This window comes from Budvicia aquatica DSM 5075 = ATCC 35567 (genome assembly GCF_000427805.1).
GTDB lineage: Bacteria > Pseudomonadota > Gammaproteobacteria > Enterobacterales > Enterobacteriaceae > Budvicia > Budvicia aquatica.
This window is the reverse complement of sequence record NZ_ATYS01000053.1, coordinates 1-14,840: the sequence shown is the minus strand read 5'-3', so window position 1 is coordinate 14,840 and position 14,840 is coordinate 1. Positions and strand designations below refer to the sequence as shown.

The following is a 14,840-nucleotide window of genomic DNA, read 5'->3' as shown; positions in this document are numbered from 1 at the left end:
GACTCCGGCGGTGGGACATACAGAACTAGGGGGATTAGCTCTGGTGACTGTCACAAGCAACAACCACCGGGTAACCATAGATAGGTTATCGGCTTTGTACCAGACGGAGTTTGTCAGGCCGCGTACGACACCGAAAATATATGACTTCTGTTGCACTCTTCTTATTGATGTTGCGTAGTTCTTCCCAAAAAACTATCCCAGTCCTTCCATACCGGCTGTAATCCCTGAGCTGATAAAGCATCGGCAACCTGTTGAGGCGAGCGATTATCATGAGGGGAAAACTGTTCCAACTCTGGCTTACTCTTATCGGCATAACCGCCGGGCTGAGTTTTAGAACCTGCGCTAACGCTGTTAATCGCGAGTGGAACAACGTGATCGCGAAAGTAAGGTGACTCTCTGGTAGACAGCGACAGTTCAACTTCCGGCGCGAACAGACGGAATGCACAAATCAGTTGAACCAGTTGAGGGTCATCCATTAATGATGCGGGTTCAATACCTCCGGCACAGGGGCGTAAACGGGGAAACGAGATAGAATACCGACTTTGCCAGTAGTGCTTTTGTAGAAAACTCAGATGGGTTGCCAGAAAATAACAGTCGGTACGCCAGTCTTTTGATAACCCGATAAGTGCGCCAAGGCCTATCTTATCAATGCCGGCCTGACCTAATCTCTCCGGGGTTTCCAGCCGCCAGAAGAAATCCTGTTTTTGTCCTTTGAGATGATGATACTGATAGGTCGAGGCATTATAAGTTTCCTGATAAACCATCACACCATCAAGCCCCAGCGTTTTTAGTTCAGCATAGTTTTCAGTAGAAAGTGGCTGAACCTCCATCATAAGAGAGCTGACTTTTTTGCGAATTGATGGCAAATGATGGCGAAAGTAATCCATGCCCACTTTATTCTGATGTTCACCGGTAACCAGCAATAGATGCTCATAACCCATGGCATTGAGTGCATCGCACTCCCGGTCAATTTCCTCAGCGTTCAGCGTCTTGCGTTTAATCCGGTTACTCATTGAAAAACCGCAGTAGGTGCAATCATTGGAACATAGGTTAGAGAGATAGAGCGGAGCATAAAAGCCGACGGTATGGCCAAAGCGTTTGCGCGTCAGCCGCTGGGCTTCCTGAGCTATTTGCTCCAGATAGGGTTGCGCTGCCGGGGATATCAGCGCCATAAAATCATGTAACGTTCGCTGGTGCGCCGCGAGAGCCCGTTTAACGTCGGCGCCGGTTTTACTGTAAATGGTTAACGTGATGTCTTCCCAGTCCATTATTTGCCAGAGATCGCGAAATTGAATTTTCATTATGCACCTGCATGGCCGGTGGTGAGAAAGGAGGTCAGCGGGCTGGAGGCGGAGGCGCTGGCATTATGACGTACCGCCCCGGGGCCAGACTGGCGGGCCAGATAGCCGGCTTCAACAGCCAGCCGGAACGCCTTCGCCATCCCGACCGGATCGCCGGCAACGGCAATAGCGGTATTGACTAGCACCGCATCGGCACCCAGCTCTAGAGCCTGCGCTGCCTGACTCGGGCAGCCAATTCCGGCATCAACAATCACCGGTACCGTTGATTGCTCAATAATAATCCGCAGGAACTCTTCCGTTTTTAAACCCAGATTCGAACCAATAGGTGAGCCCAGAGGCATCACTGCCGCACAGCCGACCTCTTCCAGCCTTTTGCACAACACCGGGTCGGCACCGCAATAAGGTAAAACGATAAATCCCTGTTTCACCAGCTCTTCAGCCGCCAATAGGGTTTCAATCGGGTCGGGCAGCAGGTAACGGACGTCAGGATGAATTTCCAATTTTAGCCAACGGGTGCCCAATGCCTCTCTGGCAAGCTGAGCGGCAAAGATTGCTTCGGCGGCATTTTTGGCTCCGGATGTATTGGGCAACAGTTTGATGCCGGAGCGCTGCAATGGAGCAAGAATTGCATCATCAGCGTTATTCAGGTCAACCCGCTTCATTGCCATGGTGGCCAGCTGTGAACCGGAGGCGGCAATAGCCTTTTCCATCATAGCGGCAGACGAGAACTTTCCTGTGCCGACAAACAAACGGGATGTAAATGTAGTATCTGCAATGGTAAACATATTCAACCTCCTGCGATGGCCTGAAACAGTAAAATGTTATCGCCATCCTGTAATAGGTAACTTTGCCACTCAGCTCGTGGTTGGATGACCTGATTAACGGCCACCGCCATACCCAGCGGAGATTGATTAAGCAGGTGGATTAACTGCTGAATAGTTAACCCGGTTTCTGCTTCAAACGGGGAGTCGTTAACCATGATTTGCATGATGAGCTCCGCAGATAGCACAATCGGGGTCGCGTCGTAGCTGTAGGGAAGTCCATGCGTGCTTCTTACCGTCGAATAACTGCAGTTTTCCATCTAACGCTGACGCTGAACCGGCCAGCATTTTGATGGCTTCAAGAGCCTGCAGGGAACCAATTGCTCCGACCATCGGGCCTAAGACTCCGGCAGTTCGGCAGTTACGCGCAGGCTCCTCATGTTGCGGATAAAGGCAGGCATAACACCCTTGGTCAAAAGGCGGAGTAAGTACCAACAGCTGACCACTGAAGCTGACGGCGCTGCCGCTGACTAAGGGGGTCTGATGTTCAATACAGGCAGCATTTACCGCATGACGGGTTGCCATGTTGTCACTGCAATCCAGCACTAAATCGACCTGTTTGATGATGCCTGCCAAATTATCAGGGGTCAGTCGCTGCTCTTGTATGATGTAGTTCACTTCCGGATTAAGCGCCTGTAGCTGCTCTTTTGCCAGTTCAGCCTTAGCCCGTTTAATATCTGAGGTGCGAAATAGTATCTGGCGCTGTAGGTTGGTCAGGTGGAGTCGGTCGTCGTCAGCCAGAATCATCGTTCCAACGCCGGCAGCGGCCAGATAAAGGGAAACCGGAGAACCCAACCCCCCCAAACCAACCACTAAGACGCTGGACTGTTTCAGCCTGACTTGTCCTTCAGGGCCAATATCTTCCAGTAATAGCTGACGGCTATAGCGTAAGAATTCATTGTCGTTGAGCATCACTACCGTCCTTCTGCTCTATCAGAGAGAGCAGTTCTGCCGTTGCTTTGCGCCAGTCAGGGGCTTTAGTGATAGCGCTGACAACGGCAATACTGCCTACGCCACAGGCTAAAACATCTGCCACTTTGTCTATGCTGATTCCTCCGATGGCCACCGTGGGGTAATCTGGAATAGTGGCAATATGACGTTTTAGCTCAGTTAATCCCTGTGGGGCTGACGGCATATCCTTAGTTTGGGTCGGGAATATATGGCCTAATGCAATATATGACGGGCGAACGGCCACTGCCCGCGCCAGTTCATTATCATCATGTGTTGATACCCCCAGCCTTAAGCCGGCCTGATGTATGGCTTTAAGATCGGTAGTTAATAGGTCTTCTTGACCGAGGTGAATACCATAGGCTCGATGTTTAACCGCCAGTCGCCAGTAATCATTAATAAACAGGCGGGCATTAAAGCGTCGGCCTAATTCGATCGCCTGTTTGATGGTCTGTTCGACGTCTTCATCTTTGCAATCTTTAATTCGTAGTTGAATGGTGGTCACGCCGGCATTGAGCAGGCGTTCGATCCATTCCAGAGTATCAACTACCGGGTAGAGCCCCAGTTTTTTATCCGTAGCTAGAAAAGGGCTGTCCGGTAAAGGAGGAAGTCCGGCTAATTGATTATTTGTCATGGGTATTTTCCTCTGTTGTTATTAGTTCTTGGGCGGTTACCGTCCCGGGTTGGTAAATTTCACTGCCGTGGGAGCGGAATACGTTGGCCATTTGGGCCATACCGGACTCTTTGACGCTGATTGCCTGAGCCTCCGGTTGAGGTTGTCCTTTAGCAAAATCACGGACTTCCTGTGAGATTTTCATCGAACAGAATTTTGGCCCACACATTGAACAGAAGTGGGCTACTTTGCCGGAGGCCTGAGGCAGCGTTTCATCATGGTAAGAGCGGGCGGTTTCGGGATCCAATGCCAGATTAAACTGGTCTTCCCAGCGGAACTCAAAGCGGGCTTTAGACATCGCGTTATCACGGATTTGTGCTCCGGGATGTCCTTTGGCCAAGTCGGCTGCATGGGCGGCGATTTTATAGGTAATCAGCCCCTGTTTAACATCTTGCTTATTCGGCAGCCCCAAGTGCTCTTTTGGCGTGACATAACACAGCATGGCACAGCCGAACCAACCGATCATTGCAGCACCAATGCCGGAGGTAAAGTGGTCGTATCCCGGAGCGATATCGGTGGTTAATGGCCCAAGGGTATAAAATGGCGCTTCATGGCAGTGTTCCAACTGCTCGGTCATATTGCGATGAATCATATGCATTGGGACATGGCCGGGACCTTCTATCATTACCTGAACGTCATATTCCCAAGCAATTTTAGTCAGTTCACCCAGCGTATGAAGTTCAGCAAACTGCGCTTCATCGTTAGCATCCTGAATTGAACCGGGGCGTAGGCCATCGCCTAACGAAAGGGAAACATCGTATTGACTACATATTTCACAGATATCGCGAAAATGCTGATAGAGAAAGTTTTCCTGATGATGAGACAAACACCACTTGGCCATAATTGAACCGCCGCGAGAGACAATACCGGTCAGGCGTTTGGCGGTCATGGGTACAAAACGTAATAATACCCCCGCATGGATGGTGAAATAGTCCACGCCTTGCTCAGCCTGTTCAATCAGCGTGTCTTTAAAGACGTCCCAATTCAGGTCCTCAGCTACGCCGTTGACTTTTTCTAGGGCCTGATAAATCGGAACAGTACCGATTGGTACCGGGCTGTTACGGATAATCCATTCGCGGGTTTCATGAATATAACGGCCGGTAGAGAGATCCATCACGGTGTCCGCTCCCCAGCGAGTTGACCAGACCAGCTTCTCAACTTCTTCTTCAATTGAAGAGGTCAGGGCTGAATTGCCGATGTTGGCATTAACCTTAACCAGAAAGTTACGGCCGATAATCATAGGCTCGGATTCAGGATGATTAATATTCAGTGGAATAATCGCCCGACCGGCTGCCACTTCATCACGTACAAATTCCGGCGTGATATTTTCAGGCAGTGCGGCACCAAAACTCTGGCCGGTATGTTGTTGTTTTAGTACCTCGGTACGGATGCGCTCCCGGCCCATATTTTCACGAATAGCAATAAACTCCATTTCCGGCGTAACGATACCGGCTCTGGCATAGTGCAAGTGGGTCACTCGCTTGCCGTCTGCTGCTTTTCGTGGGGCAGGGAGGTGGGTATAACGCAGGTGATCCAGCCCTTCGTCTGCCAGACGTTGCTGGGTAAATTGAGAACTGACGTGGGTTAATAGCTGTGTATCATTGCGGTCTGCAATCCACGCTTTGCGCATGGGCGGCAGGCCGCTGTGAACGTCTAAGTTAGATTGGGGATCGCCATAGGGACCTGACGTATCATAAACCGGAATGGGTTCATTCTGTTCAAATTCAGGGCTATCTTTAGTCCCGCCGGTCAGGGTTGGCGTTAATTGAATTTCACGCATTGGAACGCGCAAATCTGGCCGGGATCCTTGAAGGTAAATACGTTGAGAATTGGGGAAGGCGCTGCCCTGAAGTTGATCAATAAATTTTTGTGCTTCAGCGCGTTGGGTTCTTCTGTTAGACATAGCAAAATCCTAATATAAAAATAAGAATTGCTTGTCTGGAGCTCGGATAGGGAGTAACGGATAAAGCAGAATAACGGTGGTTTGTACTTCAGCTTATCTGAATGGTATTACTCTTGTTCCCTTCGCGGGTATTAGCCCGATCAGGTTCCGCGGATCCCGAATTAACGGTCTCAGCCTGTGCTCCGGAAAGAACACTAGGCACTCCGACAAGATAAATCACCAGTAAAGGCGACGCATAACAGTATAGGTAACCACTCAAAAACTACAAGCGTGTGATGTGGTTAATCTATACGCAAACACCACCGATTATAGATGGTATCTGCTTATACCCCCAGTTCTTGACATGAAACACCCTTGTTTCGTGTTACGGCGTCAATTGCTTTGGGTATCAGGTATTATTTCTACTCTGTTGGTGCGTGATGACTGACCCAACTGTTAATCGCTTCCTGAATCAGTTTGTCTTCCAGAGAAAAACGATTCTCCAGCAGTTCACCAACCGTTGAAAGATCTTCATGCAGTTGTAATATGGTGTCTTCGTTGATGCCTTTTTCAACGTAGTTGTCATAAAACGCCATAATTTTTTGAGTATTTTCTTCCAGTAAAGGATAAAGCTTTTTACCGGCGATCAGGTTCGGGCTGGATTTACCTTCTTCCTGAATGATAATACGGTCATAAATATGGAAGTGGCAGGATGAGAGATAATCCACCAGATTATGGCCAAAGGCGATCAGGGCTTTCTCATCAAGCGGGATATTTTTTTCTTTGTTTGGTTTAATACCCACCAAAGCATAATAGGTAACGAGTAACGTTTTGCGCGATTCTAGCCATTGGTCAATCAGTTTATTACTACCACCAACGCGCTCGGCCAAGCTTTCCAATCTGTTTAACATATGTAGGTTCCAGAGAAATCTAAACAATAAGAGTTAGAGAGAAAGTTAAAGTAATGTAAGGCTATTGTTGTTAGATTGCCAGTAAATTAAGAGGTTAACAATAGAGTTATGGAGCAACGATTACAAGGTGATGAGTCTGGCTGGTGGTTATTAAGCTATGCGGGAAAATTGTGGCTGCCAAAAGGTGAGATACCTCACGGTTTAGCCTCTGAGTTTGGCCTTCGAAACGAGAGTGCCCATCGTATTGGTGAATGGCAAAGCGAATCCGTTTGGTTAGTTTGTAAAGAACAAGCGAGAGAAATGGCCTCGGTCCGGCAGTTGCTGGATGAAGACCGAGGGCTTTTCCAACTGGCAGGCAGAGCCGTTCAACTGGAAGAGTTCTATCGGGCGCATAAGTTTTGCGGCTACTGTGGCAATAAAATGCATGTCAGCGATCGGGAATGGGCCTGCCTGTGTAATCACTGCCGTCAGCGTTATTATCCGCAAATTGCACCCTGCATTATTGTGGCCATTCGTCGGGAAGATAAAATTTTACTTGCTCAGCACAATCGCCACCGTGGTGGAATTTATACCGCACTGGCGGGTTTTGTTGAAGTGGGTGAAACTCTGGAGCAGGCCGTTGCCCGTGAGGTTATGGAAGAGAGTAATATTAACGTGACTAATCTGCGTTATATCTCCTCTCAGCCTTGGCCATTCCCGCACTCTCTAATGGTGGCTTATTTGGCTGACTATGCTGGCGGAGATCTCAAAATAGACAAATCAGAATTGCTGGATGCCGATTGGTTTCACTACGATAAGCTACCTCAACTCCCGCCACCGGGCACCATTGCCCGTCGGTTGATTGAAGATACCATTGCATTATGTCGTTCAGAGCAATATTAATATACCCGTTCTCGTTCAAATTGCAGGGGCGTTGGCCGCGTTCCTGCACCTTGAATGATTTTGGCTATCGATACGCCGTATTCTAGAAATTCAACCGGGATACGGTAACATCATCCGTCTCTACAGGAAGTTTTCCCCGCATGCTATAATGCGCGCAATACCCGAAGGATAAAAATAATGAATGAACTAAAAAACGATCGTTATCTGCGTGCGTTATTACGCCAACCTGTTGATGTAACCCCTGTTTGGATGATGCGTCAGGCCGGGCGCTACTTGCCTGAATATAAAGCGACCCGTGCTGAAGCGGGGGATTTTATGTCTCTGTGCAAAAATGCTGAACTGGCTTGCGAAGTCACGCTACAGCCACTGCGTCGCTATGCGCTGGATGCGGCTATTCTGTTTTCTGATATTTTAACCATTCCTGATGCAATGGGGCTTGGTCTCTATTTTGAAACCGGTGAAGGCCCTCGTTTCCAGCATCCCATTACCTGTCGGGCCGATGTTGATCGCCTACCGGTACAGGATCCTGAACAAGAACTGGGTTATGTGATGAATGCTGTTCGCACCATTCGCCGTAACTTAAAAGGCGAAGTTCCATTGATTGGCTTTTCCGGCAGCCCTTGGACGCTGGCAACCTATATGGTTGAAGGTGGCAGTAGCAAGGCTTTCACTAAAGTTAAGAAAATGATGTATGCCGACAGCCAAACGCTGCATAAGCTGTTGGATAAACTGGCAGACAGCGTCATTTTATATCTCAATGCTCAAATTAAAGCCGGTGCGCAATCGGTGATGATTTTCGATACCTGGGGCGGCGTATTAACGGGCCGGGACTATCGGGAATTTTCCCTCTCTTATATGCACAAAATCGTAGATGGCCTGATTCGTGAAAACGACGGGCGCCGCGTGCCTGTGACGCTGTTTACTAAAGGCGGCGGTCAGTGGCTGGAAGCAATGGCCGATACCGGCTGTGATGCTTTAGGTCTGGACTGGACGACCGATATTGCCGATGCCCGTAAGCGAGTCGGCGATCGTGTGGCACTGCAGGGCAATATGGATCCATCGATGTTATATGCCCCGCCGGCGCGTATTGAACAAGAAGTTGCAACGATTTTGGCCGGTTTTGGTCAGGGCAATGGTCATGTATTTAACTTAGGCCATGGAATTCATCAGGATGTTCCACCTGAAAATGCCGGCGTATTTGTTGAAGTCGTGCATAAGTTATCAGGCCAGTATCATAATGGTTGATACCGCTGGGCTCCGTGCAGAACAGATCGAAAAGGCTCAGCAGATCGTTAGTAGTGACGATCTTGGTTTTACTGAGCCCCAATGGATTGCCGGGGTAGACGTCGGTTTTGAAGAACAAGGTACGATTACCAGAGCGGCGATTGCTGTACTCAGCTATCCCGCTCTGGAGCTGGTTGAGTATCAGATCGCCCGCATTCCCACTTCTCTTCCCTATATTCCAGGCTTGCTCTCTTTTCGTGAGTGCCCGGCCTTAGTTGCAGCATGGCAACAGCTGAAACATAAGCCTCAGCTGGTTTTTGTTGACGGGCAGGGCATTGCTCACCCGCGCCGGCTTGGGGTTGCCAGCCATTTTGGCTTGCTGGTGAATGTTCCGACGATTGGCGTGGCCAAAAGCCGACTGTGTGGTAGCCATCCGCCACTGGCTGATGTTGTCGGAGCACTTGAACCGCTGATGGATAAGTCAGAGCAGATTGGTTGGGTATGGAACAGCAAGCCACGCTGTAAGCCCCTGTATATCTCTCTTGGGCACCGTATTAGCCAAGAAACAGCGCTGAGCTGGGTTAAACGCTGTATGCGTAGCTACCGTTTACCGGAACCCACCCGCTCGGCCGATGCAATTGCTTCTCGTCGCCCGGCTTTTATTCGTTGGCAGGCTGAGCATCCATCATAAGTGCTTCACGTAATAAATAGATTTTAATCGCCTTCAGTTATACCAAAGTAGGGCACCAGACGGTGCCAATGATAATTCAATATTAATGAGATTCTTGCATGTTGCGTAACCCGATTCACAAACGTATGGAAAAGCTAGGCAGCTGGCAGCATTACACCTTTATGGCCTGTCTGTGCGAGCGAATGTATCCGAACTATCAGGCATTTTGTCACCAAACCGGGTTTGCTGAGGCTGCAGTTTATCGCCGTATTTTAGATTTGGTCTGGGAAACGCTGGTAGTCAAAGGGGCAAAGATCAATTTTGATAGCCAACTTGAGAAACTGGAAGATGCGATTCCCGATGCCGACCAGTTTGATGTTTATGGCGTATATCCGGCTATTGATGCCTGCGTTGCACTAAGTGAACTGGTTCATGCTCATCTTAGTGGTGAAACTCTGGAACATGCGATTGCCGTCAGTGAATTGTCGATTCGTACCGTGGCGATGTTAGAAATGAGTCAGGCGGATAAAGAAATGACCGATGATGAATTGAAGGCGCTCCCACTCATTGAAAATGAACTGGACGTTCAATGGGAAATTTTCCGCTTATTGGTAGAATGCGAAGAGCGTGATATTGAGCTGATTAAGGGTCTTCGATCTGACTTAAAAGAGGCTGCGACCAGCAATATTGGTATAAATTTAGCCCAATAGATGGCAAAACGTGATTTAGGGCCTAAATAATAGCATCTTAAGGCTTCACAGCGGTCCGCTATTGGTCTACATTTGTCTTGCCTTTAATAAAGCGGCTATCGAGACGGTTGATACAGGGTAAAACAACGATGTTTTTGCTCTCCCGGATTCGGTACATTGCATGCGATAAAATACACTGTAAGGATAATTTATGAACAAGACTCAACTAATTGATGTAATTGCGGACAAGGCTGGTATTACCAAAGCACAAGCCAAAGCGGCTCTGGAATCAACCTTAGGCGCTATTACTGAGTCTCTGAAAGATGGTGACCCAGTGCAACTGGTTGGTTTTGGTACATTTAAGGTGAATCACCGTAATGCCCGTACCGGTCGTAACCCACAGACTGGTAAAGAAATTCAAATTGCTGCTGCTAATGTTCCGGCATTTGTTTCTGGTAAAGCGCTGAAAGAAGCTGTTAAGTAAGTTAACAGCTACAGTACAGATAAAAAAAGGGGCACTATGCCCCTTTTTATTTATGTAGCGTTTAATAAGATGATTAAACAATCGATTGTTGTCAGCCTGATGATACTCCTGCTGACTGGGTGTGGCTCGACACCGCGCCCACCGGTACTGGAGGCTAGCGGTTATATTGCAGATAACGGCGTTGTACGCGTTTGGCAAAAAACCAGCGGAAATAACGGCCAGCCGATAAGGCTGATGAGTGTCTATACGCCCTATAGCGGTGACACGGTTTCTACTTACTACGAATATACTGACGGTGCCCTATATTTAGCGCTTAGTGAAGTTCAGCGTAAACAGGGCCAAAGCGTTTTATTACGCTTGGATGAACAAGGTAATCCAACTTTTATGGAACGCCAGATGTCCGATCGTAATGAGCAACTCTCCTCTGATGACATTACCCGTATTAAGTATCAAGAACAGAAAGCACGTACTATGAGTAATACTCTGGCTGCGGGTAAAATTCGGTTATATCAAGGACAGGTCCGTAACGGTATTATTACGACTTGTGCTGGAGAGGTGGTCAACGTGAATTTCCCACCACATCAAGAGGCGTGGCTTGATAAACGCGAACGTAACGGTGGCGATATTAGTTTGGCATGGCTGAGTAGCCCGCAGGGGCTGGAGCTACTTTTGGTCGCCAATGAAGATTTCTGTAACTGGCAACCTACACTCGAGAATTTCTAATTCTTACTGACAGCTACATTGGTCAGGGGTTATCTGATATAAAAAGGCCGCTCCGATGAGCGGCCTTTTTGCGTTATAGCGTTAAATTAGGTTTTCTGCTCACGTTCAATTGCCCGATAGCCGATGTCATGGCGATAGAAACAGCCATTCCAGTGAATATCATTAGCTAATTGATACGCTTTTTGTTGAGCCTCTGCGACGGTATTCCCCAAGGCAGTGGCACAGAGTACCCGACCACCATGAGTGACAACATAGGACTCTTTCAACTGAGTTCCCGCATGGAATACTTTAGCCTCGCTGGATTCTTCAGTAGGAAGGCCGGTGATGATGTCATCAATTCGATAGTCGCCAGGATAACCCCCGGCGGCAAGTACGACGCCAAGAGCTGCCCGAGGATCCCAGTCTGAACTCTTTTCATTCAATTTACCTTCAGCTCCGGCCAGACAAAGATCAACTAAGTCAGATTTCATCCGCAGCATAATAGGTTGAGTTTCAGGATCGCCAAAACGACAGTTGAATTCAATAACCTTAGGGTTGCCTTGTTCATCGATCATCAGTCCGGCATACAGGAATCCGGTATAAGAGTTACCTTCAGCCTCCATACCTTTAACCGTTGGCCAAATTACCCGATCCATGACCCGCTGGTGAACTTCATCTGTGACGACCGGAGCGGGAGAATAAGCACCCATACCGCCAGTATTCGGGCCGGCATCACCATCCTGTGCTCGCTTGTGATCCTGACTGGTCGCCATAGGCAATACATTTTTGCCATCCACCATGACGATAAAGCTGGCTTCTTCTCCGCTGAGAAACTCTTCAACCACAATTCGGTGGCCGGCATCACCAAAAGCATTACCTTCCAGCATATCTTTAGCGGCGTCTTCGGCTTCTTCTAATGTCATGGCGACAATGACACCTTTACCGGCAGCAAGTCCGTCAGCCTTGATAACAATTGGCGCACCTTTTTGACGAATGTATTCCAGCGCTTTGTTTACATCGGTAAAGTTCTGGTATTCGGCGCTGGGAATGTTATGGCGCGCTAAAAAATCTTTGGTAAAGGCTTTTGAACCTTCAAGCTGAGCTGCCGCCATTGTCGGACCAAAGACTTTTAGGCCAACATGACTAAAAGCATCAACAATACCTTTAACTAACGGCGCCTCTGGACCAACGATAGTTAAGCCAATCTTTTCACGCTGGGCGAAGTGAACCAACGCATCAATATCGGTGGCCTGAATTGCTACGTTATAGAGGTTAGGCTCCAGAGCGGTTCCGGCATTACCCGGAGCAACAAACACTTTATCTGCTAATGGTGATTGGGCGGCTTTCCACGCTAATGCATGTTCCCGTCCGCCATTGCCAATAATTAATATATTCATCTTGCAGCGACTCCCCGGAGTGATTAATGACGGAAGTGGCGCATGTCAGTAAAGATCATGGCAATTCCATGTTGATTAGCGGCAGCGATAACTTCATCATCACGAATAGAACCGCCTGGCTGAATTACGCAGGTAATGCCTACGGCAGCAGCGGCGTCAATACCGTCACGGAATGGGAAAAAGGCGTCAGAAGCCATAACGGCTCCCGCAACCTGAAGATTTTCATCTTCGGCTTTAATACCGGCAATCTTGGCGGAATAAACCCGGCTCATTTGACCGGCACCTATGCCAATAGTCATATTATCGCGCGCATAAACGATGGCGTTTGATTTTACGAATTTAGCCACCTTCCAGCAGAATAGGGCATCACTTAACTCTTTTGCCGTCGGCTGGCGCTCAGTAACCACTTTAAGGTCGGATTCAGTCACCATACCAAGGTCACGATCCTGAACTAACAGCCCACCGTTAACCCGTTTAAAGTCTAGCGCAGGAATCCTTGCTCCCCATTGACCACAGGCCAGAACGCGAACGTTTTGTTTTGCGGCTAATAATTCCAGAGCATCCGGGCTAATACTGGGCGCAATAATCACTTCAACAAACTGGCGGCTGATAATAGCTTGCGCTGTTTTAGCATCCAGCTCTTGGTTAAAGGCAATAATACCGCCAAAAGCAGAGGTCGGATCGGTAAGATAAGCGCGCTCATAGGCTTCTAGAATAGACGCTCCCAGTGCGACACCACAGGGATTGGCATGTTTAACGATAACACAGGCTGGTTGGGTAAATTCTTTTACGCATTCGAGGGCAGCATCAGTATCGGCGATATTATTATAAGAGAGGGCCTTACCTTGAAGCTGTTGTGCCGTAGCCACTGAAGCCTCATGCAGCTCTGATTCAACATAGAATGCGGCTTGTTGATGAGCGTTCTCGCCGTAGCGCATATCCTGCTTCTTTATATAGTGCAGGTTTAGCGTGCGGGAGAATTTACCTGATGGCTTATCTGTTTCGCCATAATAAGGAGCAACCAGAGCACCGAAGTAGTTCGCTATCATCCCGTCATAGGCGGCAGTGTGCTCAAATGCGCGGATAGCTAAATCAAAACGGGTCTCGTAGCTTAGCCCATTCTTCGCTGAATCCATCTCACTAATGACTCGCGGGTAATCGGCGCTATTTACTACGATGGCGACATCTTTATGGTTCTTAGCCGCTGAGCGAACCATTGTAGGTCCACCGATATCGATGTTCTCTACGGCATCCGCCAGTGAGCAATCTTTACGGGCTACCGTCTGGGCGAATGGATAAAGGTTAACAACGACCATATCGATAGGTTGAATATGATGTTCAGCCATAATGTCGTCGTCGATACCGCGGCGACCTAAGATTCCACCGTGTACTTTAGGGTGCAATGTTTTTACCCGGCCATCCATCATTTCAGGGAAGCCCGTATAGTCGGAAACCTCAGTCACCGAGAGTCCGGCTTGCGCCAACATTTTGGCTGTGCCACCGGTAGACAGTAACTCAACGCCGCGAAGAGATAAGGCTTGAGCAAATTCAACAATACCCGTTTTATCGGAAACGCTGATAAGGGCGCGGCGGATAGGACGATATGGCTGCATAACTGATGATTTCCTATTGGATTTTCAGAGTGAAAATATAATTGATAGATAACGATGTGTTAAAAATAACAAAATATTCGATCGGGTTATGTGTTTTAGCGATAAAAATTAAATTAATTTGTTAAGTCAGATTGTAACGAAAACGTTTGCGTCACGCTCGCGATATTTTTAAATTTTAGCTACTTGTGGATAAGTCTGTGTAAAACTCGGTATAAAGCGGGGTTTTGCTGTGTAATGCAGCAAACAGTCTATTTTTCTCTAATTTGCTATTGCAGCCCTCGTGAAACTCCCTATAATGCGCCTCCATTGAACGGCATTACAGATGTAGTTCAACAGAGCAAAAAACAATTTGACTCTGAAGCGGGTAAGCGTAATATACGCAGCCCGTGTTGCAGGAAGTTTTCTCCCTACAACACCGCTCTTTAACAATTTATCAGACAATCTGTGTGGGCACTCACAAGACGGTATCAAAGCTGCTATTTATTCACGTAAATGGTGGCAAAAAATATACTAAGTCTTAAAGAGTGACCAAGCAGTAATTCATTTGTAATTTATTACAATAGTTTTATTACGAAAGTAATCTTTGAGCATCAAGCTTTTAATTGAAGAGTTTGATCATGGCTCAGATTGAACGCTGGCGGCA

At 48.0% G+C, this 14,840-nt stretch carries 15 protein-coding genes and 1 riboswitch; of the genes, 6 read left to right on the top strand and 9 right to left on the bottom strand.

Annotated elements, in window-relative coordinates:
• Positions 1-161: 161 nt before the first annotated feature.
• From thiH to YWE_RS0117215, 7 genes are all read right to left on the bottom strand, one after another.
• Complete coding sequence (thiH, locus tag YWE_RS0117245) at positions 162-1,301, bottom strand: 2-iminoacetate synthase ThiH (protein WP_029095661.1); 1,140 nt, start codon at positions 1,299-1,301, stop codon at positions 162-164.
• Positions 1,301-2,086, bottom strand: coding sequence for a thiazole synthase (locus YWE_RS0117240; protein WP_029095660.1), 786 nt, complete (start codon positions 2,084-2,086; stop codon positions 1,301-1,303). The genes thiH and YWE_RS0117240 overlap by 1 nt, the downstream gene beginning before the upstream one ends.
• Before the next feature lie 2 nt (positions 2,087-2,088).
• Positions 2,089-2,289, bottom strand: a complete 201-nt coding sequence (gene thiS / locus YWE_RS0117235) for a sulfur carrier protein ThiS (RefSeq protein WP_029095659.1) — start codon at positions 2,287-2,289, stop codon at positions 2,089-2,091.
• Positions 2,273-3,034 (bottom strand): HesA/MoeB/ThiF family protein, encoded by a 762-nt coding sequence (locus YWE_RS0117230; protein ID WP_029095658.1) that lies wholly within the window; start codon positions 3,032-3,034, stop codon positions 2,273-2,275. The genes thiS and YWE_RS0117230 overlap by 17 nt, the downstream gene beginning before the upstream one ends.
• Entirely contained in the window at positions 3,018-3,704 is a 687-nt protein-coding gene (thiE, locus tag YWE_RS0117225; protein WP_029095657.1) for a thiamine phosphate synthase, read from the bottom strand. Before thiE ends, YWE_RS0117230 begins: the two co-directional genes overlap by 17 nt.
• Entirely contained in the window at positions 3,694-5,646 is a 1,953-nt protein-coding gene (gene thiC / locus YWE_RS27655) for a phosphomethylpyrimidine synthase ThiC (RefSeq protein WP_051323406.1), read from the bottom strand. The genes thiE and thiC overlap by 11 nt, the downstream gene beginning before the upstream one ends.
• Positions 5,647-5,746: 100 nt before the next feature.
• A riboswitch (TPP riboswitch) is annotated at positions 5,747-5,862 on the bottom strand.
• 185 nt (positions 5,863-6,047) lie between these two features.
• Positions 6,048-6,536: an Rsd/AlgQ family anti-sigma factor gene (locus tag YWE_RS0117215; protein ID WP_029095656.1), complete on the bottom strand. Its 489-nt coding sequence runs from the start codon at positions 6,534-6,536 to the stop codon at positions 6,048-6,050.
• A gap of 108 nt (positions 6,537-6,644) precedes the next feature.
• On the opposite strand from YWE_RS0117215, the gene nudC reads away from it, so the two are divergent.
• From nudC to YWE_RS0117185, 6 genes are all read left to right on the top strand, one after another.
• Complete coding sequence (gene nudC, locus YWE_RS0117210) at positions 6,645-7,418, top strand: NAD(+) diphosphatase (protein ID WP_029095655.1); 774 nt, start codon at positions 6,645-6,647, stop codon at positions 7,416-7,418.
• A 177-nt stretch (positions 7,419-7,595) separates the two neighbouring features.
• Positions 7,596-8,663, top strand: coding sequence for a uroporphyrinogen decarboxylase (gene hemE / locus YWE_RS0117205; protein ID WP_029095654.1), 1,068 nt, complete (start codon positions 7,596-7,598; stop codon positions 8,661-8,663).
• Positions 8,656-9,333: a deoxyribonuclease V gene (gene nfi, locus YWE_RS0117200; RefSeq protein WP_029095653.1), complete on the top strand. Its 678-nt coding sequence runs from the start codon at positions 8,656-8,658 to the stop codon at positions 9,331-9,333. Before hemE ends, nfi begins: the two co-directional genes overlap by 8 nt.
• Positions 9,334-9,431: 98 nt before the next feature.
• Positions 9,432-10,022 (top strand): YjaG family protein, encoded by a 591-nt coding sequence (locus YWE_RS0117195; protein WP_029095652.1) that lies wholly within the window; start codon positions 9,432-9,434, stop codon positions 10,020-10,022.
• Between the two features lie 190 nt (positions 10,023-10,212).
• Positions 10,213-10,485 carry a nucleoid-associated protein HU-alpha gene (gene hupA / locus YWE_RS0117190; RefSeq protein WP_029095651.1) on the top strand — a complete coding sequence of 91 codons (273 nt, stop codon included), beginning with the start codon at positions 10,213-10,215 and terminating at the stop codon, positions 10,483-10,485.
• A gap of 36 nt (positions 10,486-10,521) precedes the next feature.
• Positions 10,522-11,208 (top strand): DUF1481 domain-containing protein, encoded by a 687-nt coding sequence (locus YWE_RS0117185; protein WP_051323405.1) that lies wholly within the window; start codon positions 10,522-10,524, stop codon positions 11,206-11,208.
• 86 nt (positions 11,209-11,294) lie between these two features.
• Here YWE_RS0117185 and purD read toward each other — a convergent pair whose 3' ends face one another.
• Both purD and purH read right to left on the bottom strand, forming a co-directional pair.
• Complete coding sequence (gene purD / locus YWE_RS0117180) at positions 11,295-12,584, bottom strand: phosphoribosylamine--glycine ligase (RefSeq protein ID WP_029095649.1); 1,290 nt, start codon at positions 12,582-12,584, stop codon at positions 11,295-11,297.
• 23 nt (positions 12,585-12,607) lie between these two features.
• On the bottom strand, positions 12,608-14,197 hold the full coding sequence (gene purH / locus YWE_RS0117175; protein ID WP_029095648.1) for a bifunctional phosphoribosylaminoimidazolecarboxamide formyltransferase/IMP cyclohydrolase: 1,590 nt from the start codon (positions 14,195-14,197) through the stop codon (positions 12,608-12,610).
• Positions 14,198-14,840 lie beyond the last annotated feature (643 nt).

Bases quoted from the DNA above. Each gene is read 5' to 3' on its own strand.
- thiH (WP_029095661.1), bottom strand. From the start codon at position 1,301: ATGAAAATTCAATTTCGCGATCTCTGGCAAATAATGGACTGGGAAGAC.
- YWE_RS0117240 (WP_029095660.1), bottom strand. From the start codon at position 2,086: ATGTTTACCATTGCAGATACTACATTTACATCCCGTTTGTTTGTCGGC.
- thiS (WP_029095659.1), bottom strand. From the start codon at position 2,289: ATGCAAATCATGGTTAACGACTCCCCGTTTGAAGCAGAAACCGGGTTA.
- YWE_RS0117230 (WP_029095658.1), bottom strand. From the start codon at position 3,034: ATGCTCAACGACAATGAATTCTTACGCTATAGCCGTCAGCTATTACTG.
- thiE (WP_029095657.1), bottom strand. From the start codon at position 3,704: ATGACAAATAATCAATTAGCCGGACTTCCTCCTTTACCGGACAGCCCT.
- thiC (WP_051323406.1), bottom strand. From the start codon at position 5,646: ATGTCTAACAGAAGAACCCAACGCGCTGAAGCACAAAAATTTATTGAT.
- YWE_RS0117215 (WP_029095656.1), bottom strand. From the start codon at position 6,536: ATGTTAAACAGATTGGAAAGCTTGGCCGAGCGCGTTGGTGGTAGTAAT.
- nudC (WP_029095655.1), top strand. From the start codon at position 6,645: ATGGAGCAACGATTACAAGGTGATGAGTCTGGCTGGTGGTTATTAAGC.
- hemE (WP_029095654.1), top strand. From the start codon at position 7,596: ATGAATGAACTAAAAAACGATCGTTATCTGCGTGCGTTATTACGCCAA.
- nfi (WP_029095653.1), top strand. From the start codon at position 8,656: ATGGTTGATACCGCTGGGCTCCGTGCAGAACAGATCGAAAAGGCTCAG.
- YWE_RS0117195 (WP_029095652.1), top strand. From the start codon at position 9,432: ATGTTGCGTAACCCGATTCACAAACGTATGGAAAAGCTAGGCAGCTGG.
- hupA (WP_029095651.1), top strand. From the start codon at position 10,213: ATGAACAAGACTCAACTAATTGATGTAATTGCGGACAAGGCTGGTATT.
- YWE_RS0117185 (WP_051323405.1), top strand. From the start codon at position 10,522: ATGCCCCTTTTTATTTATGTAGCGTTTAATAAGATGATTAAACAATCG.
- purD (WP_029095649.1), bottom strand. From the start codon at position 12,584: ATGAATATATTAATTATTGGCAATGGCGGACGGGAACATGCATTAGCG.
- purH (WP_029095648.1), bottom strand. From the start codon at position 14,197: ATGCAGCCATATCGTCCTATCCGCCGCGCCCTTATCAGCGTTTCCGAT.